Here is a 25,059-nt window from a genome sequence, read left to right on the forward strand (position 1 = left end):
TTATTAATAAAAACTACAGCGAACACATTTCGTTGTAGTTTTTTTCTATTCAATACACTTATTTTACGTTACAATAAATTAATGTGATATGTTCGCTATTGTAATTGGAGGTTAACTTATGCCAGCGCAAGGGCACTATTTTTATCAATTTATACCTGTCTCTTATCAACTAACAGAAAGCGATAAACAAAAGATATTGACACAATTTCCTTCTCCTACATTACCAACAGGAGAGCATTTTTTTTCTATACAAGAAAAAGAAAAAGGCGACTTCATTAATGAATTATTATTACTGAATGAAAGTGAAACAAGATTAACTAAAACAAATAAACAGTTTTTAAAGATGTCATTCAGCAACAATGCGGGCATCATACAGGCAAAAATGTGGGATAACAATGGAGAAATTGCAGCTAATAAATCACTTATTGAGCAATATTCGATATTCCAAGTGCAAGGCATGGTTGATGAATTTAAAGGCAATAAATCGATCACAGTTAATCGATTAGAACCCGTGAAAGAAGATATTAACCCTTTTAAACTGTTACCTTACACGAATCAAGATCTTGATCAATTGACAACGGAATTGTTTTCCTATCTTTATGAATTAGAAGAACCCTATCAAACCATCTGTCTACAAGCGATGAATGAACTTTGGCAAGATTTTTCTACAGCCCCAGCTGCTAAAGGTTTTCATCATAATTATTTAGGTGGACTCTTAAAACACACTGTTGGTTTAATGCGGTTTGCTCGTTACATACTGAAGTTTGAAGACCATCCTATTCAAGCATTAATAAAATTAGTAAGTATCGTGGAAAAGGCATATAAAAATGAGTTATGGCAATCCTATCAAGCTCCAAATGCTAAACTTATTTGGAGAGACACAGTCGATCATTTGTATCACATGATTGAAGGGACAAAAGATTATCAAGAACAAACGCCTAATTATGATGTGTTACTTACCAGTATATTATTTCATGACATCGGGAAGCTCTGCGAATACGATTACACCAGTAGATCAGCCAAAGCCTTTGAATTGTTGTATCCCACTGCAGATATGACAAATTTACAGAATAACAAACAGGCTGGAATCGCAATGGATCCACTTGGTGTATTAATTGGACACATTCCGTATGGTGTCATGTTATTTAATAAGATGATGGAATTATCTAAGGTACAACTTTCTGTTACCTCCATCCATGCAATAAGTCATTGTATTCTTTGTCACCATGGCTTACCTGAATGGGGATCTGCTGTTCGCAAACCACAATCATTAGAAGGCTATCTTATTCATATTGTTGATTATTTAGATAGTAGATATGAAAATACCGAAACAACAAAGTAAATTATGCTAAAAAATCCCCTCTAAAGCTTTAGAGGGGATTTAGAATATAACAGATACTTTTTATTATCAGTGTTTTGGAACATACTTGAAAATTTCACCAGATTCAACCACTTGTATAAACCGCATCAACCAGCGATAATAATTTTGTGCATAACGCAATCGATCAATATCATTCGTGATTTTTTTGATTAATTCTTCATCAGTAGAATTATCTCGAATTACTTTTAGTTCATGAATGGCTTCTTCTGCTTCTTCAATGTTGGTTTCAGTGTGGTGTCTCCAACGATTACCAAATAAAGAAGTGAATGATTTGTACCAGTCTTCCTCTGATTTATATAGATCTTTTCGTATACCTTTCTTAAAAGCTGGCTCTACCATTTTCATTTCCGATAATGAGCGAACACCAGTAGACATACTTGTTTTACTCATCTCTAGTGCATCTCTCATATCATCTAGTGTCATAGGTCCATCATTAAAATATAATGTTCCATATAAACGACCAACGGAAGGTGTAATACCATAAAGATTCATATTTTTTGCTATTACTTGAATAAATTTATCTACCGTTTCTTCATATGAGACCCACTCTGCTTGACTTCTATCTTCTGCCATCTTAAAAACCTCCCGGATACAGACCTATTTTTGAGAAAGGTAGGATCTTATACATTAATTAGGAAATCCCTATCTCACTTACCCGTATCTAATGAAATGCAAACTTCACTACCTTATACCAGCAAAAATAGATGCATTACAAATTGTCTCCAAATATTTTACCATTATTATATATAGATTGCGAATAGATATTTAGTCAAATTTCGAGTAAATGCAAATTTTTTTTCCTTAAAGACGGCATACTCCCTATTTTTTCTTTTGTAAACCAAATAATTTGGTGTGTTTCAGACAGTTCTCCAATGATGGTAACCATTGCTTCGATCCGATTTTTATCAAAATGTACAAAAGCATCATCGACAAAAAAAGGCATAGTATGGTTTCGTTGGATCAAAATACTTAAGCCAATTCGAAGGGAAACATACAACTGATCCTTTGTTCCTTGAGATAATTCAGCAATGGTATAACGCAAACCTTGTGGATCCTCTACTAATAATGCACCATTTTCTTCATTGATCAAAACAAGGTGATAATGCCCATTAGTTAAACGTTTGAAATAGGAAGATGTATGAGCTAAGACTGTTGGTAAATAATTTTGAAAGTATAGTTGCTTCGTTTGCTTCATCTTGACTCTAGCTAATTGATACATCGTCCACTGCTTCGCTTGATGCCGCAATTCACTTTTCATCTGATGAAAACGATGTTTTTCATCCATTAAAGCATGTGAGTTTTCTAAGTTTTCCATGGTTACGTTGATGTCAGCTAGTTGTTGTTGTTTGGTTTTTATTTTATCATTTGCTGTTAACAATGCATGTTCCATATTTTCTAACGTTGCTTGCAACTCAGATTTTGTGATAGGCTCTCCTTTAATTATATTAGACATATCTTCACCTGTCAGGACAGCTTCTAATGTTTTCCGATAGGATTTCATTTGATTATAAAGCAATTCGTATGCTTGTTTTAGTTCTCCTTTTGCTAGAAATGCTTCTTCATCGGAAACATTTGCTTTTTCCCATAATAGTCGAATTTGATTTTGGTAGGGAATCATTTTTGCATATACTTCAGCAAGCTGTTCTTCCAGCTGTTTTATCGTATCTTTTGATTGCTCTAATTGTTGGAAAAACAGTTTATGTTGATCTAACGTGCCTTTCAATTTGATTTGGATTGCTTCAATGGATGGAACGGTTTTATCCTCTGTAAAAATCGTTGTATATGATTGTCGAATTCTTGCTGCATAATCATTTTGCATTTGCCCGAGTTCTTCTACCACATTTAACAGTTTCGTATACTTTTTGGTCTGATCAATTGCTTGTATTAAATAATGGTACAACTTTGGCCAATGTTCTAATGAAACATCGTGCAAAAAAGGGAATTGAATCAACTGTACTTGTACTTTTTGATTCAATCGTTCTTGACGTTGTAAATGAAATTGTTTCGTTTCCTCTTGTTTCAATTGTTGTAAATTCAAATCTCTTAATTGATTAGCCAAAGCTTCTTGTTTTCGCTTAATCCTTACCTGTTCCTCAATTACTTGTTTCCATTCTCCTAACGTCTCATCCGTTACTGTTCTTTTGTTTTTACCTTGGTTAAGATCATAAGATCGCATAAAAATTGGTTCCATCGATTTTATTGATGAACGACTAATCAAAAAAACAATTAAAGCTGCAGCTGTCATCCCCAGTCCAACAATGAACCAAGTTAATTGTCGGTCTAGTAATAAACCAATTACCATTGCTACGAATGCTAAACTTAATCCCAGTATAGTGAGCCATTTTGTTTGAATTTGCTTCTTCTTTTTAAATTGATACCACTCTTCTTGTTGTTGGCTATTCAAATAAGTCTGTGTTTGATATTGTATAATTTTTTCTTCATTCTCAACGTCGTGTTTTAATTGGTCTACTCTCTCCGTCTTTAATGCCCTGCGCTCCAGGTCATCTTGTTCTTGTTGCAAATAACGAGCTTGCTCTTTAATTAATTGACCTTCTTTGTCTATATTGATTAAAGATTGGTTGATTGCTTGGTTTTCTTCTTTTAACTGAATCCAGGTGTCTTCTGTCGCAAAAGGTAAAGACAGGGATTGGATATCTGACAAGTTTAAATCTAGATTTAGTTGATTGATGTCATAGATTAACTGTTGTTCTAACTCATTTTTATCTTTCTGTTTGTATTGCAGCTGATTGGTTATATCTTTCCATCCATTAAAACCTTCCAAGGTCGCTTCTATTTCTTCCACTACCCCATCGCTTAAAATATTTTCCGACAACTGTTTGTTTTGTTGTTTTTCTTTTTCTAATTTACGCTCAAACACGGTCGCTTCGCTGTGCAATGGGTAAAGTGATTGTTGCAATTGATCATATCGTGTTAATCCTTGTTCAGGAAAACTTATCTCATCAGGAAATGTTGCTAATTCTTGATTTACTTGTTGAAAAGCTGCAATGGTATCAAGGTAATGTATTTTTTGTTTCAAATTTTGTAGTTGTTGGTTAAGTAACGATTGCTTGTTTTGGTGTTCTGTTATTTCTTGTTGTAATCTTTGCTTTGCTTGCTGTTTTTCTAAATAGTCTCTCGTTTCGGCTTCTCTTTTTGTGACTTCTTCTGCTTGATGAGACAACGATTCTAGTAATTGATTGATTTTTGGCTTTTTACCTTGGGGTTTAAAATATTGATTTAACTGTTGATCTAACCATTTTTCTGTCCAATACAGTTGGTCTGTTCCAGCCATTCCTACCCCTAATAAAATTTCACCAATATCTTGTTGTTTGATTTGATGTAATTTTTGCAGCATCGTTGTATCAAAAGCGAATATATCCAAGAATGTTTCCCTATTCACTCCTGCTAATTGTTTTGTTAACCAATCTTCCCCTTGTACATTACCATCACTAGTGTAACAACTTGCTTCTCCTTTGTTTCGATCATGCAAGCGTTCGATGGTAAACGTGCTACCATCATCTGTTTCCACCGTTAAGCGGCCACCTAGTTTACCACCCTTTTTAGGCAAAAATAAGCGACGTTCTTTTGGTGACATTCCAAATAACATAAACAATAAAAATTGTTTTAACGTCGATTTACCTGCTTCGTTGTTACCAGATACAATCACTAGCGATTGACTTGATAAATCAAATTGTTTATTTTCCCATTTTCCAAAACCGAATATATTGATTTGTTTTATCTTCATTCGCTATGCTTCCTTGTTAATTGATATAATAAAATGTTTTCCGCTTCTTCGTTAAGTTCCATTTTTTCTTCATCTGTTAATTGATCTAATAATTTTCGCGCCTCTTGATGTTTCCATAATGGAGCAAGTGCAGCATCCAATTCATCGATGCCTGGAGAAAGTTGTAACAATTGTGCTAAAAAATGTTCGCCTTGCCGATAATCGGCTTTATCTAATTGGCCTTGCCCAATGAGTTCTACCTGTTGAATCCAGACCCAATTAGTGGTTTTCATCATGGCTTCATTTATAAAATCTACCAAATCCACTAACATTTCTTCATAATAAAAGTGCTTTACTTCGTTTGTATATTGTTCTAACGCAATCCAAACAAAAGTTTTACCATAGAAAGACAATTGTTTCACTGTTTCATGAAGAAGTTGCTCAACTGCTGATAGTGCAGTTACTGAACGAACATTTAACGTAACCCGCTCAAATCGTATCGCTTGCAAAGGAATAAATGTCATGGCTACTTCCTTACGATCTAATTCTACATAATAGCAACCTTTTTCTCCAGTTTCTTTTTTTGATCGCCCTTGTATATTACCTGAATATACAATTGGTGGGGACTGACGGCATTCTCGGCGTTGATGAATATGACCTAACGCCCAGTAGTCAAACCCTTTATCAGCCAGTTCGTTCAGTTTAAAGGGCGCATATGTATCATGATCGGTATTTTGTTCCACACTACCATGCAACATCCCAATATGATAGGGTGTTGATGTTTGTTTAACAAATTGACTTGTCTTATTTTCAAATACAGCTTGATTTCGATAGCTAAAACCATAGATGGTTGCAAGTGGTTGATCGTCTTTGTGATAGATAAATGTTGTTACATTTTCATCGGTAAAAAGATGCACATTAGTTGGAAAATCCAGATTCGTCCACCCACGTTGAATATAATCATGATTACCGAATGAAATATAGACTTTAATCTGGTGGTCATTCAGTCGTCTACAGGCATCTAAAAACTTCATTTGTGCATACACACTTTGAATACTTTGATCAAACACATCTCCCACCATTAGAATAAATTCAACTTGTTTATCAATTGCTGTCTTTACTAATTGATCTAATGCTCGATAAGTACTTTGTTTTACTTCTTTCACTAATGAATCTGGTAAATGTTCTAATCCTTTAAATGGACTATCAATATGTAAATCCGCACAATGTATAAAACGGAGTTTAGTTGTCATAAATCGTTTCCTCTCTAAACTATGGATTGCTATTATTGTATCAGACAACAAAAACGAATGCACGTTCGATTAATTTTATTAAACAACATACGAAGAGCCCTGCTAGTAGCAAGGCTCATAAAAAAGTTATTCTTTTTTTGATAACTGCAATGCTTTCTTAAAATCTTTGATTGAAGAAGCGCGACCATACATTAACACGCCCCCACGATAAACTCGAGCACCAATAATGGCGAGAATGGTTATAGTAACCACCATAATTAAGATACTTAAAATTGGTTGCCAAAACGGAATGTCTAGCATCCCCACCCTTAAGAACATTACCATTGGTGTAAAGAATGGGATATAGGATGTGATCGCAATAAAGCTATTGTCTGGATTGTTCAATCCAAAGATAGAAATCATAAATGCGATGATAATTAAAAACATTATTGGTGTCATCATTTGCTGCACATCTTCCATGCGACTAACTAATGAACCTAGCATGGCCATCAGTGTAGCATATAGCAAATAGCCTAACAAAAAGAAGATGATAGCATAGACAAAAGTAGAAATTGGTGTATCGGCAAAACCTAACGCTGTTAATATTTCATTGTCTTGTTTCTGTTGCATTAGTGAAAAACCTACAATAAAGGTTAGCCCTATCTGCGTTAAACCCAGTAAAGCAATTCCAATGATTTTGGCAAACATTTGACTTACCGGGGGAGAACTAGAAATTAAAATTTCCATAACACGAGATGATTTTTCATTTGCAATGTCAACAGCAATCATATTTCCATAGACAATAACCGTAATATATAGAAGAAACAGCATGATGTAGACTAGTCCACGTGCACTATTTAATTCTTCTTCTGTTTTTGCAGTTGTTCCATCCTCTTTTTCAATAGCTACCGTATCAAACGAAACAGGAGCATAAATGGACTGGATCACCGACTGCTCAACGCCAGCTTGATTGGTTGCCATTGCAACTTTAATTTGCTGTAATTGATTTTCAAGCATTGTAGAAATTGAAGTGTTCGCTAATTGGTCGGTGTGGTAGGAACCAACTGGTAAGTTTTCTTGATTGTATGCTATCTCTAGCACTCCTACATATTCTCCTGACCTTACTAGTTCTTCTACTTCAGATAAAGAACCATCATAAGCTTCTAGCGTCACATTATTGTCCAATTGTTTGACACTTTCTTCCAATGAATCAAATACGGTATCTGTATTATCAATCACAGCGACAACATCTGTTTCATCCTCTTGATCAAATAACTCAACTATTGATTGAATATTTGCCATACCAATAACGAATAAGAGAAAAATTGCTGTAGTAATAATAAATGATTTGGATTTAAAGCGAGTCCAATAACTGTGACCTAATACAATCCAAAATTTATTCATACGATTCACCTGCTTTCTCAATGAAAATATCATTTAATGAAGGCTCTTCTAGTTCAAATCGACGAATAAATCCTTTATCATGCAAGGCTTGTAATACCTTTTGCGAGATAGCTTCACTTTCAATTTGAAGCTTACAGCCCTCAGTATATTTCTTTATTGCTACTACACCAGGAATATCTTTCAAGAAATCAAGATCAAAGTCGGCATGCACAAACAAATTTTTCTTTCCAAACGATCGTTTAATTTCTTTTAATGCGCCGTGTACAACTGGTTTCCCATGTTGCATAATGCAAAGATGTTCACACAATTCTTCCACATGAGCCATTTGATGGGAAGAAAATACAATCGATGTGCCTGAATTAGCTAGATCAACCACTGCTTCTTTTAACATCTCTACGTTAACTGGATCCAAGCCTGTGAATGGTTCATCTAAAATAAGTAGTTTCGGATTATGTATGACGGCAGAAATGAATTGAATCTTCTGTTGGTTTCCTTTAGATAATTCTTCAACTTTCTTGTCGAGATATTCTGGTACTTTAAATCGTTCCAGCCATTTTTTTAATGCTGGTATAATGTCATTTTTCTTCATACCACGTAATCGCGCTAAATAAATAATTTGCTCACTTACTTTTAATTTTAGGTACAATCCTCTTTCTTCTGGCAGATAACCAATTTGATTACTTTTACTATAGTCAATAGTTTCCCCATTCCATGTAACTTGACCATCAGTTGGATCAATTAGTCCTAAAATCATACGGAATGTTGTTGTTTTACCTGCACCATTTGCTCCTAAAAAGCCAAATATTTGTTTTTCAGGTATTTCTAATGACAGGTGATCTACAGCAGTAAATGTACCATATTTTTTGGTGACATCTTCTAACTTTAATGACATCTTTTCCTCACTCCTTCGTTTTCTCTTTATTAATTATACGAAAAGGAAGTTAAAACGTTTCGTAAAATTGAGTTATTATTTACCATCATTTAAGATTTTAAAAAATCTCGCTATGTGAACCATAACGAGATCGCTTCGATTACTTATTCTTGTTCTTGTACACCATATAAATCTTCTAATGGCTTGGTAATAATTTTACTTACATCGTTAATTAACACGTTTAAGCGTTGTTCTTCTTCCATTAGTTTAGAGATTTGCTCATGTTGTTGAACAGTTTCCACAACTTTACGTGCTTGCTCTATCTCCTCTTCGGTGATTTCTTGTCCTTGCATTTGTTTTTCTTGCAATTCAATTTGCGTATTGCGGAAATCATCGAACATTTTCTTTGCAATTTCATCCGCCATTACGGTTTCATATGCTTCCTTCAGTGCTTGAAATTCATCACTGTTACGAATTGCTTTTTCTAATTCATATGCGCTATCATAGATATTTGCCATTTAAAAAAATCCTCCTAGAATTATTGCTTACCTTTACACTATATCAAACCTATTTTAATTATCCAACCGTGAGAGAATAATTCCTTGATTTCACCCAATTCTAACAACTTTATCAAAAGACAAAATTAAATATTTTTTCTAGTTCATGGTTTGTTATAATATGATGAGAGAGAAATATTTTTCAATTTATTTCTTTGTAAACGCAACCAAAAATAAGAAAGAGGATGAACTATGTTAAAACAATTGAAAGCAATTTTTCCTTCTCTTATACATGGAGCTTATACGAACACGATAGATAAACAAGCTTACCTCTGGTTTACCACACCTGCTGATGAAGTGATTGGCATTAATAAAACAGAGATAACTGACAAAGATAAAGCCCTATTATTGACTTTTCTTACTCCATATAATGGTGTTCAACAACCAACTTCAGAAGCAGAAAAATATTGGTCATCTTATTTATTTCATAATCAAATCTTTCAACGAAAACAGCAATCAACTACCTATCGTTTTATTTTCTTTTCGCTATCTGATCCCCCAGTTGATGTAGCTGATTTTCAAGAGGCAATTCATGCCTTGTTTCCCAAACATGTGCCTATCTTGTGGGAAACACCTTTAGACGGAGTTATTATTGAAGAAGAGAAGCCCCCGGTAGATGAAGAAATTGACTATGCTAATATTATTGATGTGTTTAGTAGTGATTTTTATTTAGACCTTCAACTGTTTATTAGCCCTTTTTTTAACGAGATATCCAAAGCGAATGCATACTACCATTGGTTAAAAAAAGCGTATGAATTAAGTAAACATACAAATAAAAAGTCTGTTGTTGATTATACAGAAATTATTCCGTTGCTATTCAAGCCTTCACTCACAGAAAACGACTATAAGCTAATGGTAGATACTGTTTTACAAGAAACACGAGAAGATGAAACACTTCTTGAAACGATTCAAACTTTTTTAGAATGTAATTCCAATGTAAGTCTAACTGCTAAAAAAATGTATATGCACCGCAACAGTTTACAATATCGAATTGAAAAATTCATTGAAAAAACAACGATCGATGTAAAACAATTTACCAATGCGGTATCAGTGTATTTAATCTTGTTACTCAAACAAAAAATTGATTAACTTATGTAAGCGTGCACAAAACAAGTTCCATTTTTTGTGCATACTTACCATTTACCTATATGATAGCTTGACGTACACTAAGTATATAAAATGAAACGCTTTCAAAAACTTAGGAGGGTATCTAATGGCACAGTTAGCATTAAAACATATTGATAAAGTATATGAAAAAGGTACATTAAAAGCAGTAAATGATTTTAATCTTGACATAGCGGATAAAGAATTTATTGTGTTTGTTGGTCCATCTGGTTGTGGTAAATCTACTACGCTACGTATGATTGCTGGTTTAGAGGACATTACAGATGGAGAATTCTATATTGATGATACATTAATGAATGATGTTGCTCCTAAAGATCGTGATATTGCAATGGTATTCCAAAACTATGCATTATATCCACATATGAATGTATATGATAATATGGCGTTCGGTCTAAAGCTTCGTAAATTCAAAAAAGACGAGATTGACAAACGTGTACAAAACGCAGCTAAAATTCTTGGATTAGATGCATACTTGGATCGTAAACCAAAAGCATTATCAGGTGGGCAACGTCAACGTGTAGCATTAGGTCGTGCGATTGTGCGTGATGCAAAAGTTTTCTTGATGGATGAACCTTTATCTAACTTGGATGCAAAACTACGTGTACAAATGCGTGCAGAAATCCAAAAATTACACAAACGTTTACAAACAACAACAATCTATGTTACACATGATCAAACAGAAGCGATGACAATGGCATCACGTCTTGTTGTAATGAAAGATGGTGTTATCCAACAAGTTGGTGCACCAAAAGAAGTATATGATAAACCAAACAATGTGTTTGTTGGCGGCTTTATTGGTTCACCTTCTATGAACTTCTTTAGTGGCGTATTAGAAGAAGGAAAATTTGCAATAAATGATGAGGTCAAACTTGATGTACCTGAAGGAAAAATGAAAATTCTTCGTGAACAAGGTTACATTGGAAAAGAACTAGTTCTTGGTGTTCGTCCAGAAGATATGCATGATGAACCTGTTTTCATCGATGCTAACCCGGGATCTACCATTACGGCTACAATTGATGTAGCTGAGTTAATGGGATCAGAATCTTACTTATATTCCAAACTAGCTGATCAAGACTTTATCGCTAGAGTTGATTCACGTTCCGACATTCAAGGTGGAGAACAAGTAAAATTAGCACTAAACATGCATAAGGCACACTTTTTCGATAATGATAGTGAATTGCGAATTAAATAGTATTATATCAAAAGTAGCGGATGCTTCCGCTACTTTTGATTATGTGATAAAAACTTCCTGCAATGCTATTTGCTGTTCATTTTCACAATTAGGGCATTGATAAAGATGTAAACAGCTATGTTGCTCTAGAGAATGTGGGTCCCCATCTACCTGCTTGATGTGCTCGTCATCCATATACGGCGTATAATCATCAAATTGATCAGCAATTTTGCCCATATCTACCATAGCTGAACCACAATTCACACAACTTTTCTCTTTTTCTTCTATGCCGTTACACGCTAAACAAATGTACATACTCCGCTACCTCATTTATTAATCATACTGTAGACAAACCTCATCTAAAAAAGGAGCACAAGTAGTGCCCCTTTATAGCCATATACTATTCAATTATTGTTGTGAGCCAAATTGTTGTTCCGCTTGTTGTACTAAACGTTTGGTGATTTCTCCACCAACGGAACCATTTGCTCTAGCTGTTTCACTTGCTCCTAGTGAAACACCGAATTCCTGAGCAATTTCATACTTCATTTGATCCAAAGCTTGCTCAATTCCAGGGACTAGTAATTGGTTAGATCGAGTTTGATCAGCCATCTTTACTCACCTCCTATAAGCATAGTGTGAGCAAAAATGAAAAAGTTATGATATCAATTCTTGGACACGTTTCCTCATTTCTCCTTTGGTTGTACCATTTGATGTGGATTTACTAAACGATCATAGTCCTCTGCTTTAAGGATACCTAAGGAAACAGCAGCTTGCTTTAAAGATAGATTTTGTTGGTAAGCCGTTTTAGCAATTGTAGCTGCTTTTTCATAACCAATATGCGGATTAAGTGCGGTTACAAGCATTAGTGAATCTTGTACATATTGACTCATTTTCTCTTCGTTCGGCTGTAACCCTTTGATACACCTTTTTTCAAACGAAAGAATTCCTTCCGTGAGTAGGTGTAACGATTGCATGAAATTATAAATAATGACCGGTTTATAAACGTTTAATTGAAAATTGCCTTGGCTAGCTGCAACCCCAATTGTTGTATCATTTCCCATCACTTGTGTCGCAACCATAGTAATTGCTTCTGTTTGTGTGGGATTGACTTTACCCGGCATAATTGATGATCCTGGCTCATTAGCTGGAATCGTTATTTCCCCAATTCCTGCACGCGGTCCACTTGCTAACCAACGGATATCATTTGCTATTTTCATGAGATTGGCAGCTAACGCTTTGATCGCACCATGTGTATAAACAAATGGATCATGGCTTGTTAATGCATGAAATTTATTAGGTGCAGAAGTAAACGTGTGCTTTGTTTGTTTACTAATCTCTTCACAGATATTTGTTGCAAAATCAGGGTGTGCATTAATACCCGTGCCAACAGCTGTTCCTCCAATGGCTAAATGTTTTAGATAAGCATAACTCTCGCTAATCATCTGTTGGGTTTGTTCAAGCATTTCTAGCCACCCACTTATCTCTTGAGAAAAAGTCAATGGAGTAGCATCTTGTAAATGGGTTCGACCAATTTTAATGATGTGATGATAAGCAGCTACTTTCTCATTTAAAGTTATCTTGATTTTTTCAATTGCAGGAAATAAATGTTGATCAATGTATAATACGGATGCAATATGCATTGCTGTAGGAAATGTATCATTTGAGCTTTGCGATTTATTTACGTCATCATTCGGGTGAAGATGGTGTTCACTTTTCTTGTCCTTCAACCACCCATTCCCAATATAAGCGATCACTTCGTTTACATTCATATTAGTTTGTGTCCCACTACCCGTTTGCCATACGACTAAGGGAAAGTGATCCATTATTTTACCACTAAGTATTTGGTCTGTCGCATATTCAATTGCTTGTAATTTTTCCGTTTCTAATAAGCCAAATTGATGATTCACTTTGGCAGCACAGCGTTTAAGGATCGCAAATGCAGTAATTATTTCTAAAGGCATTTTTTCTGATCCAATTGGAAAGTTTTCTATACTACGTTGCGTTTGTGCTCCCCAGAATTTTTTATCATCGACTTTTATTAGACCTAGTGTATCTTGTTCAATGCGGTAAGACATTAGTTCCATCCTTTCTTTTACACTTTATTCTATTGTAGCTTGTTTGTTTTTAAGACCCTATCCTACTTTCGATATACAATAGTAAAAACCTTTCTTGCTTAAACAAGAAAGGCTTCCCGACTATTAATAATCATAGCCAAAATATTCTTCTAATGTTATATCTTCATTATAAATTTCTGTTGCGATTTCTTTACCAACATAACGAATATGCCAAGGTTCGTAGTTATAGCCAGTAATTTCGTTTTTTCCTTCAGGATAGCGAATAATAAATCCAAAGTTATGCGCATTTTCGGCCAACCATGTTCCTGCATCTGTTTGCTTAAATGACTGTTCTAACAGTGTTGCTGCTGTTTCTGTTGCCGATGCTACATCCATTGCTAATCCAGTCTGATGTTCACTTGTTCCTGGTCTAGCAGAAAATTTGTCAGCATGCTCTTGCCCTTTATTAGCTACCGCACTTTCATATATTTGCTTTTGCCGTTCATAAGAACGATATCCAGATACAGCAACTAAACCAATACCTTGCTGATCTGCTTCTGCAAATAATTGTTCTAACGCATCAGCAGCAACCTTTTGAAGTTGTCTTTTAGGACTACCTTCAGACGAATAGTGTGAAACATCTGGAACCACTAAATTAGGCGGAACATACCCTTCTGGTAATGTGCGTTGTTTATTTACATACACTTCAGGACTTTCAGGATTGTCTACTACATGTAAACCAGTACTTTTTTCAACTTTAGCAATATGCTTATCTATTTCTTTTTCTTCTTTTTGTTTATCTTCTTCGTTAGTAGAATCATCAGCTTTTGCTGATTCATTCTCATTTAATCCATCAGAAGCATTGTCTTGTTCTTCAGTTTTCGCTGTCTCTTTTTTTGGTACTGATTGATCTGCTTGTTGTTCTTGTTGTGTTGTTTGTTCTTTCTCGTCTATATTTGTGTTTGGATCACCTTGCTGACAAGCTGTTAAAAACAGTCCAATTAAAAAAATAGATGCGATATAAATTTTTTGCAATGTCAAAATCCTTTCAATTGTACTTTTACTCACTTCTTAACTATAACATAACTTAAAAAAACAAGGGGAAGAAAAAAGTAGTAATTCAGTTACAACTTACATATAGCCGCTATAACAAATAATAGAAAAAGCCCTTGTCATAATGACAAGGACTAGCGATAAATTATTAAAATTCATACGTGTAAGTCTGATATGCTTTACTTAATCGCATAAACGTTGGTTTGTCTTTTTGATCAATGGATTCATTAATGCGCTGCTCTAAATTTGACTTATTCCAAGTGGAGACAAGTTCATCAAGTAGTAATCGCGATGCTAACTTGATCTCAAATGAAATTTCTTTCTTTGCTTTAATTGGTGTACCTTCGAGAGCAGAATAGGTGCTTAATACAAAGTTGGTTTTCTGCTTTTTCATAGAACACGCCCCCTTGCTCCTTTTTTTTATTATCCTAAATTTTTTGTCCAATTGCAATAGGCAAACGTTAAATTTTCTGAATATTTTTTATATATTTACCCCTTTAACCCCATTATTAAACAAAAAACGTCAAGAAACAGGCGAATGTATCTTTTTAAAAGCAAAAAACAATGCGATACCTATAGAGAAACTGAAGACAACTACCATCCACCAAATTGTGTATTTCATTAAAAAAGCAGTAACTGGTGGGCCAAGTGCTACACCAACATATCTGGCGGAACTGTACAAACAAGTAGTTGTTCCGCGAACTTCTTTGTCAATGGTTTCCGTAATAATGGCATCTAAACAGGGCAGACCAATACCGATACCTATCCCACCAATTAAAAATACAAATAAGACATAAAGAAAATAGCTTGATAATGCAATGATCAATACTGCCGTCACCAATGTTACTAATCCAATAATAGTAAGTAATTTCATCCGCTTAATGTCAGAACCAATTTTTTTACCTGTAATATAGGAAGCAGAACATAAAGCAGCTAATGGTGCTGCCAAATAAAACCCTTTTTTAATCCCTGTTATTTGATACTCATCCTCTAGCACGCTGGAGAGATAAAATAAAATACCAAATAAGACAAACATTAAAATTGCTCCAATGATAAATACAGCAAGTAACCAAGCACCATGCTCTTTAAATGTATGTTTTGTATCTTTCCAATATTTTCGAAATGAAAAAGGATCCTCTACTTTTTTTGGTTTTTTTACTAAAAACAGAACGGAAACGGCCGATATTAAACAAAAAACTGGAATAGACCAAAATGGTAAAAACCAAACAATTCCCGCAAGAAAGGCGCCTAATATCGGACTAAGTACCTTTCCAAGAGTATTTGACGTCTCAATTAAACCAAGCGTCGCACTAACATCTTTTTCTCGTTTAAACATATCGCCTACCAAAGGCAAAACAATTGGAGCTGTTCCAGATACTCCCACCCCTTGCAAAATACGTCCGATTAATATGATCATATAGGGTGATTCCATTTTCCAAGCAGCGTAACCAGACAATAATCCTCCTGCGCCTGCAATAAGTAAGGACGGAATAATGACAATTTTTCTACCATAGCGATCCGATAAAAATCCAGCAAGAGGAATTAAAATAATCGCAACAACGGAATAAAAGGTAATGATATAACTAGACTGTAATGCTGTTATATCTAACTTTTTTTCCATTAGCGGTAATACGGGAATTAGCATGGAATTTCCAAGTGTCATAATTAAGGGGATCGATGCTAATGATACAATTGCCCACCTTTTCTCATGGATATCCTTTGATACACTTGCTCTATTATTACTCACTACTTGTTCGCCTTCCTTCTCAAAATAACTATCCTCTATTATGCTTTTTTATTTAAAAATCATGTATTAGGCATATAAAACTAGCCATGCTAGGATTGTTTACCTAAGCAAACTTCCTTTCCACTTTACAATTGATGTTCCTTGAGGACGTATTTTTTCTCTAGACTCAACCAAAATCTATTTGATAAACTTATGTTGTTTTATGAACAGGAGGAAAGGTCATGAACCAATATGAAAAGTTTAAAAAGGGAGAGAAAGGTGCTTGGATTAGCATCGTGGCTTACCTTGGTTTAGCGACTTTGAAGTTAGTTGTTGCTACCATTGGTGGATCAGCAGCTTTGCGAGCAGACGGACTAAATAATACGACAGATATTGTTGCCTCTGTAGCTGTGTTAATTGGGCTACGCATCTCTAGAAAACCCCCTGATGAAGATCATCACTACGGACATTACCGAGCAGAGATGATTGCTTCATTAGTAGCAGCATTTATTATGGTTACCGTAGGTTTACAAGTCATCTTTGGAACCGTTCAGTCCGTGATACAAAATAATTATGACCAACCTTCTATGTTAACTGGTTGGGTCGCATTAATTGCGGCTTTTATTATGCTCGGTGTTTATAAATATAACTTACAATTAGCAAAAAAAATAAATAGTAGTTCCCTCCGCGCAGCAGCGCAGGATAACAAATCCGATGCGCTTGTTAGTATCGGAGCCTTTATTGGAATTGTTGGTTCACAATTTGGCGCTTTTTGGCTTGACCCAATTGCTGGTTTTATTGTTGGGATCATTATTTGTAAAACAGCATGGACAATATTTTATGATGCAAGCCACACGTTGACCGATGGATTTGATGAAGAAAAATTAGAAGAAATTCGTACCAGTGTTGCACAAGATGAAGAAGTCTTAGAAGTAAAAGATATTAAAGGTCGTCTACATGGCAATCAAGCATTAATAGAAATGACATTATATGTTGATCCACAATTAACTGTAGCACAAAGTCATAAAATAACCGATCGCATTGAGGATTTATTAAAGCAAGAACATGATGTACCACGTGCACATATTCACATCGAACCATTTCCTAACTAAAGGAGGATAGATTGCCGTTTCAAGATAGAGCATGATGGCAATCTAATCATCCGTTATGCCAGTAAAAATATAACTCCACTTGCAATTGCGACAATCAAAATGGTTTGTACTCGAAAAATAGCTAATAGAACCGCTACTAAACCACCTACAAAACCAATCCAAGGTCGTTCGGGTATCACAGTCAATACCCCTGGAAATATTAAAGCACCTAAAGCTGCATAAGGAATAACGTTTAACCATTGATTGATCCATTCTGGAAATTGAATCCTATCAACGATAAATACAGGAATAAACCTTGGAACTATCGTCACCAGTGCCATTCCTATAATAATCATCATCATTTCCCTTCACTCCTTCTCATTATCATCATTCCGATAAAACTTGCAAGAAGCGTACTACAAACAATAGCCCATCCTTCCGCTAGGGCTACATAATACGTGAATACATAATTACAAATCATTGCTATCAGTGCGATAAATCCATACTTTACTTCGTTTTTCACTGAAGGAATTAATAATGCAATAAACATCGCATATAGCGCAATCCCCATACTTTGACTAAGAGAAGACGGTATAACATCACCTAGTACGCCTCCAATAAAGGAACCAATTATCCAAGAAGCATAAGCAGCAATCATGAGTGCTCCATAAAAGTAGCTACTGTGTTCCTGTTTCGCTTTTTCTGTATGTAAAGATGCAACGGAAAAAGACTCGTCTGTTAACCCTAAAGAAAGCGGTAATTTCCAACTATTAGTGATTCCTTTCGTTCGGTTAGCAAATGATAAACTCATGACAAAATGTCTAAAATTTAGAACAAACGTAGCAAAGACAATCTCTATACCGCCTGCTCCAATAGCGAACATATTGGTCCCCATAAATTGAGCTGCCCCTGCATAAACAAGGATGCTCATTGCTGTTAATTCGAGTAAAGAAATTCCTGATTGAGAAGCTAATACCCCATAGGTAATCGCAATTGGAAAATAACCCAACGTGATTGGGACACCTGCAGCTAGCCCACTCCGCATCATTTTCATTTTTTCCGTAGTTTGTTTGTTAGATATGACACTATCCATCAGTGCAATCCCACCTAATTTTTTATATTTTTAGACACTTTACCATACATTTATGGAACTGTGTATGAATTTCAAGTAAAATTTTAATTTCTTCATAAAAAAAACAGCACGCTATTGCGCACTGCTTATGGTTTATTCTTGATTTTGCTCTGTTAAAACAAGTGGGCCATCTTTTGTAATAACAACCGTGTGCTCAAATTGGGCAGAACGTTTACCGTCTACTGTTCTTGCCGTCCAATTATTATTATCCATTTTACTTTGCCATGATCCTTCATTTAACATCGGTTCAATGGTAATCACCATACCTTCTTTTAGCCGCACACCTTTGTTAGGTAAACCGTAGTGCGGAATATGTGGGGATTCGTGAATGGTTGGTCCGATGCCATGACCAGTAAAGTCTCGTACCACAGAAAAACCTTCTGCTTCTGCATACTGTTGAATGGCATGACCTATATCGCCAATACGACTTCCTACTTTTGCTTGTTCAATCCCACGATACAATGATTCTTTGGTTACATCTAACAAATGCTTCGTTTGTTCATCTGGTTCCCCTACAACATAGGTCCAAGCTGAATCAGCTAAGCCACCATTCAAATTAACTACCATATCAATGGTCACAATATCACCCTGTTTTAACGGTTCATTTCTAGGGAAACCGTGACAGATTTCATCATTTATAGATGCACAAGTTGCATATTCATAGCCGTTATATCCTTTTTGTTCTGGTGTTGCACCATTTTTTGCTAGAAAATTTTCTACAAAATCATCAATTTCTTTTGTAGTGATCCCAGGCTTGATTCGCTTTGCTATTTCTTTATGACAAGAAGCTAATAACTCTCCTGCCTTTTTCATCATGTCAATTTCTCTTTGACTTTTTCGAGTAATCATTACTTTACCCCTTCCTTCTTAAAACTTACCATACTTTTTTATTTTCTTATGTACAAAACGATTGATCCATTACTACATTTTCTTCTACTATGGAATTATTGTCAACTCAAATGTATGTAAAAATAGAGAACGCCAAAAGCGCTCTCTACTTTATAAAGCTTGTTACATTTACTTCTTAGTAACCATAACCCCAAGATGCACCAATGATAATCAACAAGATGAATAAAACAACAATTAGCGCAAATCCTGCACCGTAATTATAACCTGCACTCATCTGTAATTCCCTCCTTTAGTTATTTCACTATAGAATATGTAATTCTCTAAAGAATGGGAGGGCAAAATGGAAAAATGGGTATTTGCCTTAGATATTTTTTTATGACAATAAATTTTTTACGCTATAATACTTTCCGTTTTCAATGGTTGAACTATTACTCAGTTGATCCACTAATACCTGAGCTACTTTATCCGTGCTTCTAAGATTATTCTCTCTCTTATATGCTTTGAATTTCTCCACATCTTGAAATGAACTTTCGGATGATGAGCGAATTTCCTTTTGCATATCCGTATCCATAATACTCGGATCAAAAATGATTGCTTTATGAGGCGTACCTAATTCTTTTTGTTCTAATGCAACTGTTGAAGCGTAACGGTTTAACCCTGCTTTTGTGGCGCTGTAAGCACCCCAACCGTAAACGGATCGTTCAGCAGCACCAGATGTTACATATACATTAGTGAGTGGAATTTCAGTTTTGTTCGCTGCCATTAAAAAGATACTAGAACCGATCATTGGCGCAATTAAATTGACATGAACGTGTTTATTTATCGCCTCCGGGATGTGTTTATCAACCGTATCAATTGGATTCACTGTACCAGCATTGTGTATGAAATAAACAGTTGAAGTTTGTTGGTTAAATAGTTGGTTTGCAATAATAGAAAAAACTTTATCTACTTGTTCCGTATCACCAAGATGACAGGTGTAATGTTGATACGTCACACCTTGCTCTTGTGCTATTTGTACTAATGCCTTGTTTTCATTTCTCGCTACTCCAATCACATGAAAACCTTTTTCTAAAAACAATTTTGCTAATGAAGCACCTAGTCCTCTAGAAGTACCTGTTATTACGACATAAATCATTTTTTGCCTCCTAATCGTTTGATCTTTATTCTATTATACCTAATATAAACATTGAACAAAATTCGATTGTTTAAAAATACCCATAACGGGTATATTGCGAGTAGATCGTTCGGTATAATAAGCTGGAGGGATAAAATTGGATAAGAAGAATCACGAACACAATCACATGGAACATGAACATCATGAGCAGCAGCATCAACATGATCATAATCATGACCATCACGATCATCACGCACACATGATGGAAGATTTCAAAAAAAGATTCTATGTCAGCCTTATACTGACAATACCAATATTACTCTTATCGCCTATGATTCAAGACTTTATGAACGTCGATTGGCGTTTCACAGGTGATATGTACGTATTGTTTGCATTATCTACCGTAGTATTTTTTTATGGTGGTTATCCATTTTTAACAGGTATGATCGATGAAGTAAAACAAAAAAATCCAGGAATGATGAATTTAATTGCAATGGCAATTATCGTTGCTTATGGTTACAGTGCTTTAACCGTATTTGGGTTATCAGGCCGAAACTTCTTTTGGGAATTAGCCACTTTAATTGATGTTATGTTAATCGGCCATTGGATTGAAATGAAATCAGTTATGCAAGCTTCATCTTCTTTAGAAAAATTAATGAAATTAATGCCAAATACAGCTAATAGACTTAAGGCAAACGGTGAGACAGAAGAAGTATCCATTTCTGACTTACAAAAAGGCGACCAACTTCTGATTAAACCTGGTGAAAAAATACCTGCAGACGGTAATATACTTAAAGGGAAATCAGATATTGATGAATCTATGTTAACCGGTGAATCTACCCCTGTTACAAGAAGCGAAGAGGATGAGGTAATTGGAGGATCGATAAACGGCCAAGGATCATTAACCGTGTCCGTAGAAAAAATCGGTCAAGATAGCTATTTATCACAAGTAGTCAAATTGGTGCAAGATGCACAAAATGCAAAATCAAAAACACAAGATCTATCTGATCGAATGGCCAAGTGGTTATTTTATGTGGCCGTTGGCGCGGGGTTAGTTACTTTTCTCATATGGATTTTTGTCGCACAATCGTTTGATTATGCCTTAGAACGTGCCGTAACTGTTATGGTTATTGCTTGTCCACATGCCTTAGGACTAGCTGCTCCTCTTGTAGTAGCAAAATCAACATCACTGGCTGCTACCAATGGATTACTCATTCGTAAGCGTGCTAGCTTTGAAGAAGCACGCAAGCTCGATACAGTTATTTTTGATAAGACTGGTACGCTTACAAAAGGGGAATTTGGTGTTGTACAAGTCGAAACGTTTGCAAATTGGAATGAACAACAAATTATCAGTTATGCTGCAGCTTTAGAAGTTCAATCTGAACACCCTATTGCCCAAGGTATTGTCAACTATGCACAAAATCAAGAAATTTCCACTAAACAACCAACAGATTTTGAATCCATTACCGGTAAAGGGATCCAAGGAAATGTAGATAACAAGTACATTCAAGTTGTTAGTCGAAATTATTTAGATAGCAATAACTTAGACTACCAACATTCGATAAATCAAGAAGGGGCGACTGTAGTTTATGTTGTCATAGATAAGCAAGTTGCTGGAGCAATTGCTTTGGCTGATCAAGTTAAACCTTCTGCAAAAGAAGCTATTCAGTCATTAAAACAAATTGGCATAGCGTCTAGCATGTTAACTGGTGATAATCAAAAGGTTGCCAATTGGGTAGGAAATCAACTCAACCTAGATCATATTACTGCAGAGGTATTGCCAGATCAAAAAGCTTCTTATGTGAAAGAATATAAAAATCGAGGTAAAAAAGTTGCGATGACTGGTGATGGTATTAATGATGCGCCAGCCTTAGCAAGTGCTGACCTTGGTATCGCTATCGGAGCTGGTACAGATGTAGCAATGGAAACAGCTGATGTTATTTTAGTCGAAAGCGATCCAAATGATGTTGTGCATATTATTCGATTATCAAGAGCTACTTATAAGAAGATGATGCAAAACTTATGGTGGGCTGCTGGGTACAATATTATTGCAATTCCATTAGCCGCGGGAATCTTAGCACCAATTGGAATCATTTTAAGTCCCGCAGTTGGAGCAATCTTGATGTCACTAAGCACAGTGATTGTTGCGATTAATGCTAGACTATTTAAATATAATAAATAAAATAGTAACGTCGTTTAATCATCCCCTGCTTTAGAAATTTTCTAAAGCAGGGGATGTAAGAAAAAGACGATGATAATTTAATATTTAGCTGTATCGATAGCAGTTTCAAAAGCTTCAATAATATCTGTAGCATCTTCAATTCCTACGGATATACGAACCAATCCTTCTGTTATGTTTAACTCTTTTTGTTTCTCTGGTGGTAATGCACGATGCGATGTTGCTAAAGGATAAGAGACTGACGTTTCAACACCAGCTAATGTTGGTACAATTTTCACCCAATCCAAAGCTTTGAAAAATGCATTAATATCACAGTTTCCCGTTATATCAATGGAAACAATTGCGCCGCTCCCTTTTTCAGTTGCATGCTCTGGGTAATAAACCTTCGTAACTGCATTATTTTTCACTAAAGCATTTGCAAGTATATTTGCATTCTTATTATGACGTTCCATCCTTACACTAAGGGTTTTTAAACCTCTTACTGCTAACCAAGCATCAAATGGGCTTAAATTCGTTCCTATGTTCACTACTTTTGTTCTCGCCTTTGCGATTAGCTCTTTCTCACCTACTAACACTCCTGCTGTCACATCACTATGCCCAGCTAAATATTTAGTAGCACTATGTACCACTAAATCAACTCCAGATAAAATTGGTTGGACAAGATAAGGTGTTGCAAACGTATTATCAATCATTGTATATAAGTGATGTTGCTTAGCAATTTGCACAATACTTTTAATGTCTTCTACACGTAATAATGGGTTAGTAATGGACTCTGAATATAGCAGTTTTGTATTCGATTGGATGTTACGCTCAATCGCTTGATGGTCATCAAATGGTACAAAAGAAACTTCAATACCAAAATCAGTTAATTCATTCGCAAGTAGTTGATACGTACCACCATAAATATCATTAGCTGCTACGATATGATCCCCAGCTTTAGCAACTGCCAACACCCCGACTAGTATAGCGGAGAGCCCAGATGATGTTGCTATACCATCAGAAGCATTTTCTAATTGTGCTACAGCAACTCCTAATTCATCTGTATTAGGATTGCCAACACGTGAATATAGGTAATCCTTTTTTCCTTGGTAGAATCCTTCTAAATCATCTAAATCGGTGAACTTAAATGCTGTTGTTTGATAGATAGGTGTCACCTTACTATCAATGTTTGCTGCATGGTTTAATGAAGATTGAACAGACTTAGTATCAAATTTTTTTCCCATCTTTATCATCTCCCTATATAAAATACAATTACATAAACTCTTGATCGGGTATGTATCCATATTGTTTTAAACTTATTTTATTAGCATGATTTACTATTACGCCTTCTTTCTCCAGTAACTGTTTTTGCGTAACTGCTCCTTCCCCTTTCAGACTTATTTCTCCTTTACTATTAATGACACGGTGCCACGGTAATTGATATTTTTCACTTAGTGTGTGCAAAAGTCTTGCTACTTGTCTGGCGCCTCTTGCTTTGCCAGCAACTTTAGCAATTTGTCCATAGGTCATTACACGACCAACTGGAATTCCGCTAATAATTTGAACCACATTGATTGAAAATTGTTGCATTTCATTCATACCTTTTCATATTTTCTAAACGTCTAAAAAGCTAATAGTTTATTGCAAAGTATAGCATGAATTATCTGAAAAATAAATAAAAGCTATCTCCTAATATACTTAGAAAATAGCTTTTATTTATTTTTTATGTCGACGACGGCCTTCATTTGTTTCATCCTCTCTAGTCTATTTTGGTCGTCGATCATTGATTAAATATTCAAGTTCAAACAAATTCACTTTTTATCAGCTCCTATTTTATAATTTGAATCCATTACTTTACACGTTTTTCTGCAATATAATATTCCAACTCATTTATGTTCACGCTAACTCCTCCTCTCTGTTTCTATAATAAGTATAAAGAAATGGCTTCAAAATCGTAACGGCAGCACGATTGAAAATACTTCCTCCTTTAGACGGAAATGCTTCTAAGACCCTTAATGAAAAATAAAAATACTCGATGTTTGCCGAGTATTACAGAATAGGTGAATATAAAAAAGCCTATCCTCTTCCCAATATGGGAAAAGAATAGGCTTTCGTTTGTTTTAATGCGCCGCATGTCCAGTTGTTAAGATCCAAATCGATCCTGCAACAATGACAACTGCTAAAAACACACTATACACAATATTGATAATATTAATTTGACCTGATTTACCTTCCGTAATATGCATAAACATAATTAGCTGCACTAATGCTTGAAAGACAGCTAACGTACCGATAATCCACATTTTAATGTTAGAAGCGAAGTCGGTTTGCATTGCAACAAGCGCTGCTAATATAGTTAATACAATGGACAACAGAAAGCCTACGACGTGATTTAATGGAAATTGTCTTTTTAACAT

At 35.3% G+C, this 25,059-nt stretch carries 25 protein-coding genes; 5 read left to right on the forward strand and 20 right to left on the reverse strand.

Annotation, left to right across the window (positions count from 1 at the left end; all coding sequences use genetic code 11):
• Positions 1 to 118: 118 nt before the first annotated feature.
• A complete protein-coding gene (locus tag DES48_RS09245) occupies positions 119 to 1,342 on the forward strand; it encodes an HD domain-containing protein (protein WP_113868675.1) in 1,224 nt (407 codons plus the stop codon).
• A 66-nt stretch (positions 1,343 to 1,408) separates the two neighbouring features.
• Here the strand turns inward: DES48_RS09245 and DES48_RS09250 are convergent, their stop codons facing one another.
• From DES48_RS09250 to DES48_RS09275, 6 genes are all read right to left on the reverse strand, one after another.
• Complete coding sequence (locus DES48_RS09250; protein WP_113868676.1) at positions 1,409 to 1,954, reverse strand: GbsR/MarR family transcriptional regulator; 546 nt, start codon at positions 1,952 to 1,954, stop codon at positions 1,409 to 1,411.
• A gap of 196 nt (positions 1,955 to 2,150) precedes the next feature.
• Positions 2,151 to 5,126: an ATP-binding protein gene (locus tag DES48_RS09255; protein ID WP_113868678.1), complete on the reverse strand. Its 2,976-nt coding sequence runs from the start codon at positions 5,124 to 5,126 to the stop codon at positions 2,151 to 2,153.
• A complete protein-coding gene (locus tag DES48_RS09260) occupies positions 5,123 to 6,358 on the reverse strand; it encodes a metallophosphoesterase family protein (RefSeq protein WP_113868680.1) in 1,236 nt (411 codons plus the stop codon). Before DES48_RS09260 ends, DES48_RS09255 begins: the two co-directional genes overlap by 4 nt.
• A 126-nt stretch (positions 6,359 to 6,484) precedes the next feature.
• Positions 6,485 to 7,741, reverse strand: coding sequence for an ABC transporter permease (locus tag DES48_RS09265; RefSeq protein WP_113868683.1), 1,257 nt, complete (start codon positions 7,739 to 7,741; stop codon positions 6,485 to 6,487).
• Positions 7,734 to 8,633, reverse strand: a complete 900-nt coding sequence (locus DES48_RS09270) for an ABC transporter ATP-binding protein (protein WP_113868685.1) — start codon at positions 8,631 to 8,633, stop codon at positions 7,734 to 7,736. Before DES48_RS09270 ends, DES48_RS09265 begins: the two co-directional genes overlap by 8 nt.
• A 143-nt stretch (positions 8,634 to 8,776) precedes the next feature.
• On the reverse strand, positions 8,777 to 9,130 hold the full coding sequence (locus tag DES48_RS09275; RefSeq protein ID WP_079709094.1) for a YlbF/YmcA family competence regulator: 354 nt from the start codon (positions 9,128 to 9,130) through the stop codon (positions 8,777 to 8,779).
• Positions 9,131 to 9,361: 231 nt separating this feature from the next.
• Here DES48_RS09275 and DES48_RS09280 point away from each other — a divergent pair, with 231 nt between their 5' ends.
• Positions 9,362 to 10,258 carry a PucR family transcriptional regulator gene (locus DES48_RS09280; RefSeq protein WP_113868687.1) on the forward strand — a complete coding sequence of 299 codons (897 nt, stop codon included), beginning with the start codon at positions 9,362 to 9,364 and terminating at the stop codon, positions 10,256 to 10,258.
• A 124-nt stretch (positions 10,259 to 10,382) separates the two neighbouring features.
• Positions 10,383 to 11,486, forward strand: a complete 1,104-nt coding sequence (locus DES48_RS09285) for an ABC transporter ATP-binding protein (protein ID WP_079709092.1) — start codon at positions 10,383 to 10,385, stop codon at positions 11,484 to 11,486.
• Between the two features lie 39 nt (positions 11,487 to 11,525).
• On the opposite strand, the gene DES48_RS09290 is transcribed toward DES48_RS09285, so the two are convergent.
• The 6 genes from DES48_RS09290 to DES48_RS09315 form a co-directional block, all read right to left on the reverse strand.
• The gene (locus tag DES48_RS09290; RefSeq protein ID WP_113868689.1) at positions 11,526 to 11,780 is read right to left on the reverse strand and encodes a hypothetical protein; all 255 of its coding nucleotides are present in this window, start codon (positions 11,778 to 11,780) and stop codon (positions 11,526 to 11,528) included.
• A gap of 93 nt (positions 11,781 to 11,873) precedes the next feature.
• The gene (locus tag DES48_RS09295) at positions 11,874 to 12,074 is read right to left on the reverse strand and encodes an alpha/beta-type small acid-soluble spore protein (protein ID WP_079709090.1); all 201 of its coding nucleotides are present in this window, start codon (positions 12,072 to 12,074) and stop codon (positions 11,874 to 11,876) included.
• 74 nt (positions 12,075 to 12,148) lie between these two features.
• A complete protein-coding gene (fumC, locus tag DES48_RS09300) occupies positions 12,149 to 13,540 on the reverse strand; it encodes a class II fumarate hydratase (RefSeq protein WP_113868691.1) in 1,392 nt (463 codons plus the stop codon).
• Between the two features lie 123 nt (positions 13,541 to 13,663).
• Positions 13,664 to 14,554: a M15 family metallopeptidase gene (locus DES48_RS09305; protein WP_245911356.1), complete on the reverse strand. Its 891-nt coding sequence runs from the start codon at positions 14,552 to 14,554 to the stop codon at positions 13,664 to 13,666.
• Between the two features lie 166 nt (positions 14,555 to 14,720).
• Positions 14,721 to 14,966, reverse strand: a complete 246-nt coding sequence (locus DES48_RS09310) for an IDEAL domain-containing protein (protein WP_079709088.1) — start codon at positions 14,964 to 14,966, stop codon at positions 14,721 to 14,723.
• 129 nt (positions 14,967 to 15,095) lie between these two features.
• Entirely contained in the window at positions 15,096 to 16,319 is a 1,224-nt protein-coding gene (locus DES48_RS09315) for an MFS transporter (protein ID WP_245911358.1), read from the reverse strand.
• 221 nt (positions 16,320 to 16,540) lie between these two features.
• Here DES48_RS09315 and DES48_RS09320 point away from each other — a divergent pair, with 221 nt between their 5' ends.
• Positions 16,541 to 17,410 carry a cation diffusion facilitator family transporter gene (locus DES48_RS09320; RefSeq protein ID WP_113868693.1) on the forward strand — a complete coding sequence of 290 codons (870 nt, stop codon included), beginning with the start codon at positions 16,541 to 16,543 and terminating at the stop codon, positions 17,408 to 17,410.
• A gap of 53 nt (positions 17,411 to 17,463) precedes the next feature.
• On the opposite strand, the gene DES48_RS09325 is transcribed toward DES48_RS09320, so the two are convergent.
• From DES48_RS09325 to DES48_RS09345, 5 genes are all read right to left on the reverse strand, one after another.
• Complete coding sequence (locus DES48_RS09325) at positions 17,464 to 17,751, reverse strand: AzlD domain-containing protein (protein WP_113868695.1); 288 nt, start codon at positions 17,749 to 17,751, stop codon at positions 17,464 to 17,466.
• Entirely contained in the window at positions 17,748 to 18,482 is a 735-nt protein-coding gene (locus DES48_RS09330; RefSeq protein ID WP_170126196.1) for an AzlC family ABC transporter permease, read from the reverse strand. Before DES48_RS09330 ends, DES48_RS09325 begins: the two co-directional genes overlap by 4 nt.
• 132 nt (positions 18,483 to 18,614) lie before the next feature.
• Positions 18,615 to 19,370: a type I methionyl aminopeptidase gene (map, locus tag DES48_RS09335; RefSeq protein ID WP_113868696.1), complete on the reverse strand. Its 756-nt coding sequence runs from the start codon at positions 19,368 to 19,370 to the stop codon at positions 18,615 to 18,617.
• A gap of 175 nt (positions 19,371 to 19,545) precedes the next feature.
• On the reverse strand, positions 19,546 to 19,644 hold the full coding sequence (locus tag DES48_RS09340) for a YjcZ family sporulation protein (protein ID WP_079709084.1): 99 nt from the start codon (positions 19,642 to 19,644) through the stop codon (positions 19,546 to 19,548).
• Between the two features lie 99 nt (positions 19,645 to 19,743).
• Entirely contained in the window at positions 19,744 to 20,505 is a 762-nt protein-coding gene (locus DES48_RS09345) for an SDR family NAD(P)-dependent oxidoreductase (protein WP_113868698.1), read from the reverse strand.
• Between the two features lie 166 nt (positions 20,506 to 20,671).
• On the opposite strand from DES48_RS09345, the gene DES48_RS09350 reads away from it, so the two are divergent.
• Complete coding sequence (locus DES48_RS09350) at positions 20,672 to 22,666, forward strand: copper-translocating P-type ATPase (protein ID WP_113868813.1); 1,995 nt, start codon at positions 20,672 to 20,674, stop codon at positions 22,664 to 22,666.
• Positions 22,667 to 22,743: 77 nt separating this feature from the next.
• Here the strand turns inward: DES48_RS09350 and DES48_RS09355 are convergent, their stop codons facing one another.
• The 3 genes from DES48_RS09355 to qoxD form a co-directional block, all read right to left on the reverse strand.
• The gene (locus DES48_RS09355) at positions 22,744 to 23,886 is read right to left on the reverse strand and encodes a trans-sulfuration enzyme family protein (protein ID WP_113868700.1); all 1,143 of its coding nucleotides are present in this window, start codon (positions 23,884 to 23,886) and stop codon (positions 22,744 to 22,746) included.
• A gap of 28 nt (positions 23,887 to 23,914) precedes the next feature.
• Positions 23,915 to 24,232 (reverse strand): MGMT family protein, encoded by a 318-nt coding sequence (locus DES48_RS09360; protein WP_113868702.1) that lies wholly within the window; start codon positions 24,230 to 24,232, stop codon positions 23,915 to 23,917.
• A gap of 530 nt (positions 24,233 to 24,762) precedes the next feature.
• Entirely contained in the window at positions 24,763 to 25,059 is a 297-nt protein-coding gene (gene qoxD, locus DES48_RS09365; protein WP_079709080.1) for a cytochrome aa3 quinol oxidase subunit IV, read from the reverse strand.

It is taken from the genome of Paraliobacillus ryukyuensis (assembly GCF_003315295.1).
Lineage (GTDB): Bacteria > Bacillota > Bacilli > Bacillales > Amphibacillaceae > Paraliobacillus > Paraliobacillus ryukyuensis.

Excerpts from the sequence above, each read along its gene's own strand:
- DES48_RS09310 (WP_079709088.1), bottom strand. The coding sequence starts at position 14,966 with ATGAAAAAGCAGAAAACCAACTTTGTATTAAGCACCTATTCTGCTCTC.
- fumC (WP_113868691.1), bottom strand. The coding sequence starts at position 13,540 with ATGTCTTACCGCATTGAACAAGATACACTAGGTCTAATAAAAGTCGAT.
- DES48_RS09340 (WP_079709084.1), bottom strand. The coding sequence starts at position 19,644 with ATGAGTGCAGGTTATAATTACGGTGCAGGATTTGCGCTAATTGTTGTT.
- DES48_RS09350 (WP_113868813.1), top strand. The coding sequence starts at position 20,672 with ATGGAACATGAACATCATGAGCAGCAGCATCAACATGATCATAATCAT.
- DES48_RS09250 (WP_113868676.1), bottom strand. The coding sequence starts at position 1,954 with ATGGCAGAAGATAGAAGTCAAGCAGAGTGGGTCTCATATGAAGAAACG.
- DES48_RS09345 (WP_113868698.1), bottom strand. The coding sequence starts at position 20,505 with ATGATTTATGTCGTAATAACAGGTACTTCTAGAGGACTAGGTGCTTCA.
- DES48_RS09245 (WP_113868675.1), top strand. The coding sequence starts at position 119 with ATGCCAGCGCAAGGGCACTATTTTTATCAATTTATACCTGTCTCTTAT.
- DES48_RS09320 (WP_113868693.1), top strand. The coding sequence starts at position 16,541 with ATGAACCAATATGAAAAGTTTAAAAAGGGAGAGAAAGGTGCTTGGATT.
- DES48_RS09265 (WP_113868683.1), bottom strand. The coding sequence starts at position 7,741 with ATGAATAAATTTTGGATTGTATTAGGTCACAGTTATTGGACTCGCTTT.
- DES48_RS09360 (WP_113868702.1), bottom strand. The coding sequence starts at position 24,232 with ATGCAACAATTTTCAATCAATGTGGTTCAAATTATTAGCGGAATTCCA.
- qoxD (WP_079709080.1), bottom strand. The coding sequence starts at position 25,059 with ATGTTAAAAAGACAATTTCCATTAAATCACGTCGTAGGCTTTCTGTTG.
- DES48_RS09330 (WP_170126196.1), bottom strand. The coding sequence starts at position 18,482 with ATGGATAGTGTCATATCTAACAAACAAACTACGGAAAAAATGAAAATG.
- DES48_RS09285 (WP_079709092.1), top strand. The coding sequence starts at position 10,383 with ATGGCACAGTTAGCATTAAAACATATTGATAAAGTATATGAAAAAGGT.
- DES48_RS09270 (WP_113868685.1), bottom strand. The coding sequence starts at position 8,633 with ATGTCATTAAAGTTAGAAGATGTCACCAAAAAATATGGTACATTTACT.
- DES48_RS09280 (WP_113868687.1), top strand. The coding sequence starts at position 9,362 with ATGTTAAAACAATTGAAAGCAATTTTTCCTTCTCTTATACATGGAGCT.
- DES48_RS09290 (WP_113868689.1), bottom strand. The coding sequence starts at position 11,780 with ATGTACATTTGTTTAGCGTGTAACGGCATAGAAGAAAAAGAGAAAAGT.
- map (WP_113868696.1), bottom strand. The coding sequence starts at position 19,370 with ATGATTACTCGAAAAAGTCAAAGAGAAATTGACATGATGAAAAAGGCA.
- DES48_RS09260 (WP_113868680.1), bottom strand. The coding sequence starts at position 6,358 with ATGACAACTAAACTCCGTTTTATACATTGTGCGGATTTACATATTGAT.
- DES48_RS09325 (WP_113868695.1), bottom strand. The coding sequence starts at position 17,751 with ATGATGATGATTATTATAGGAATGGCACTGGTGACGATAGTTCCAAGG.
- DES48_RS09295 (WP_079709090.1), bottom strand. The coding sequence starts at position 12,074 with ATGGCTGATCAAACTCGATCTAACCAATTACTAGTCCCTGGAATTGAG.
- DES48_RS09275 (WP_079709094.1), bottom strand. The coding sequence starts at position 9,130 with ATGGCAAATATCTATGATAGCGCATATGAATTAGAAAAAGCAATTCGT.
- DES48_RS09355 (WP_113868700.1), bottom strand. The coding sequence starts at position 23,886 with ATGGGAAAAAAATTTGATACTAAGTCTGTTCAATCTTCATTAAACCAT.
- DES48_RS09255 (WP_113868678.1), bottom strand. The coding sequence starts at position 5,126 with ATGAAGATAAAACAAATCAATATATTCGGTTTTGGAAAATGGGAAAAT.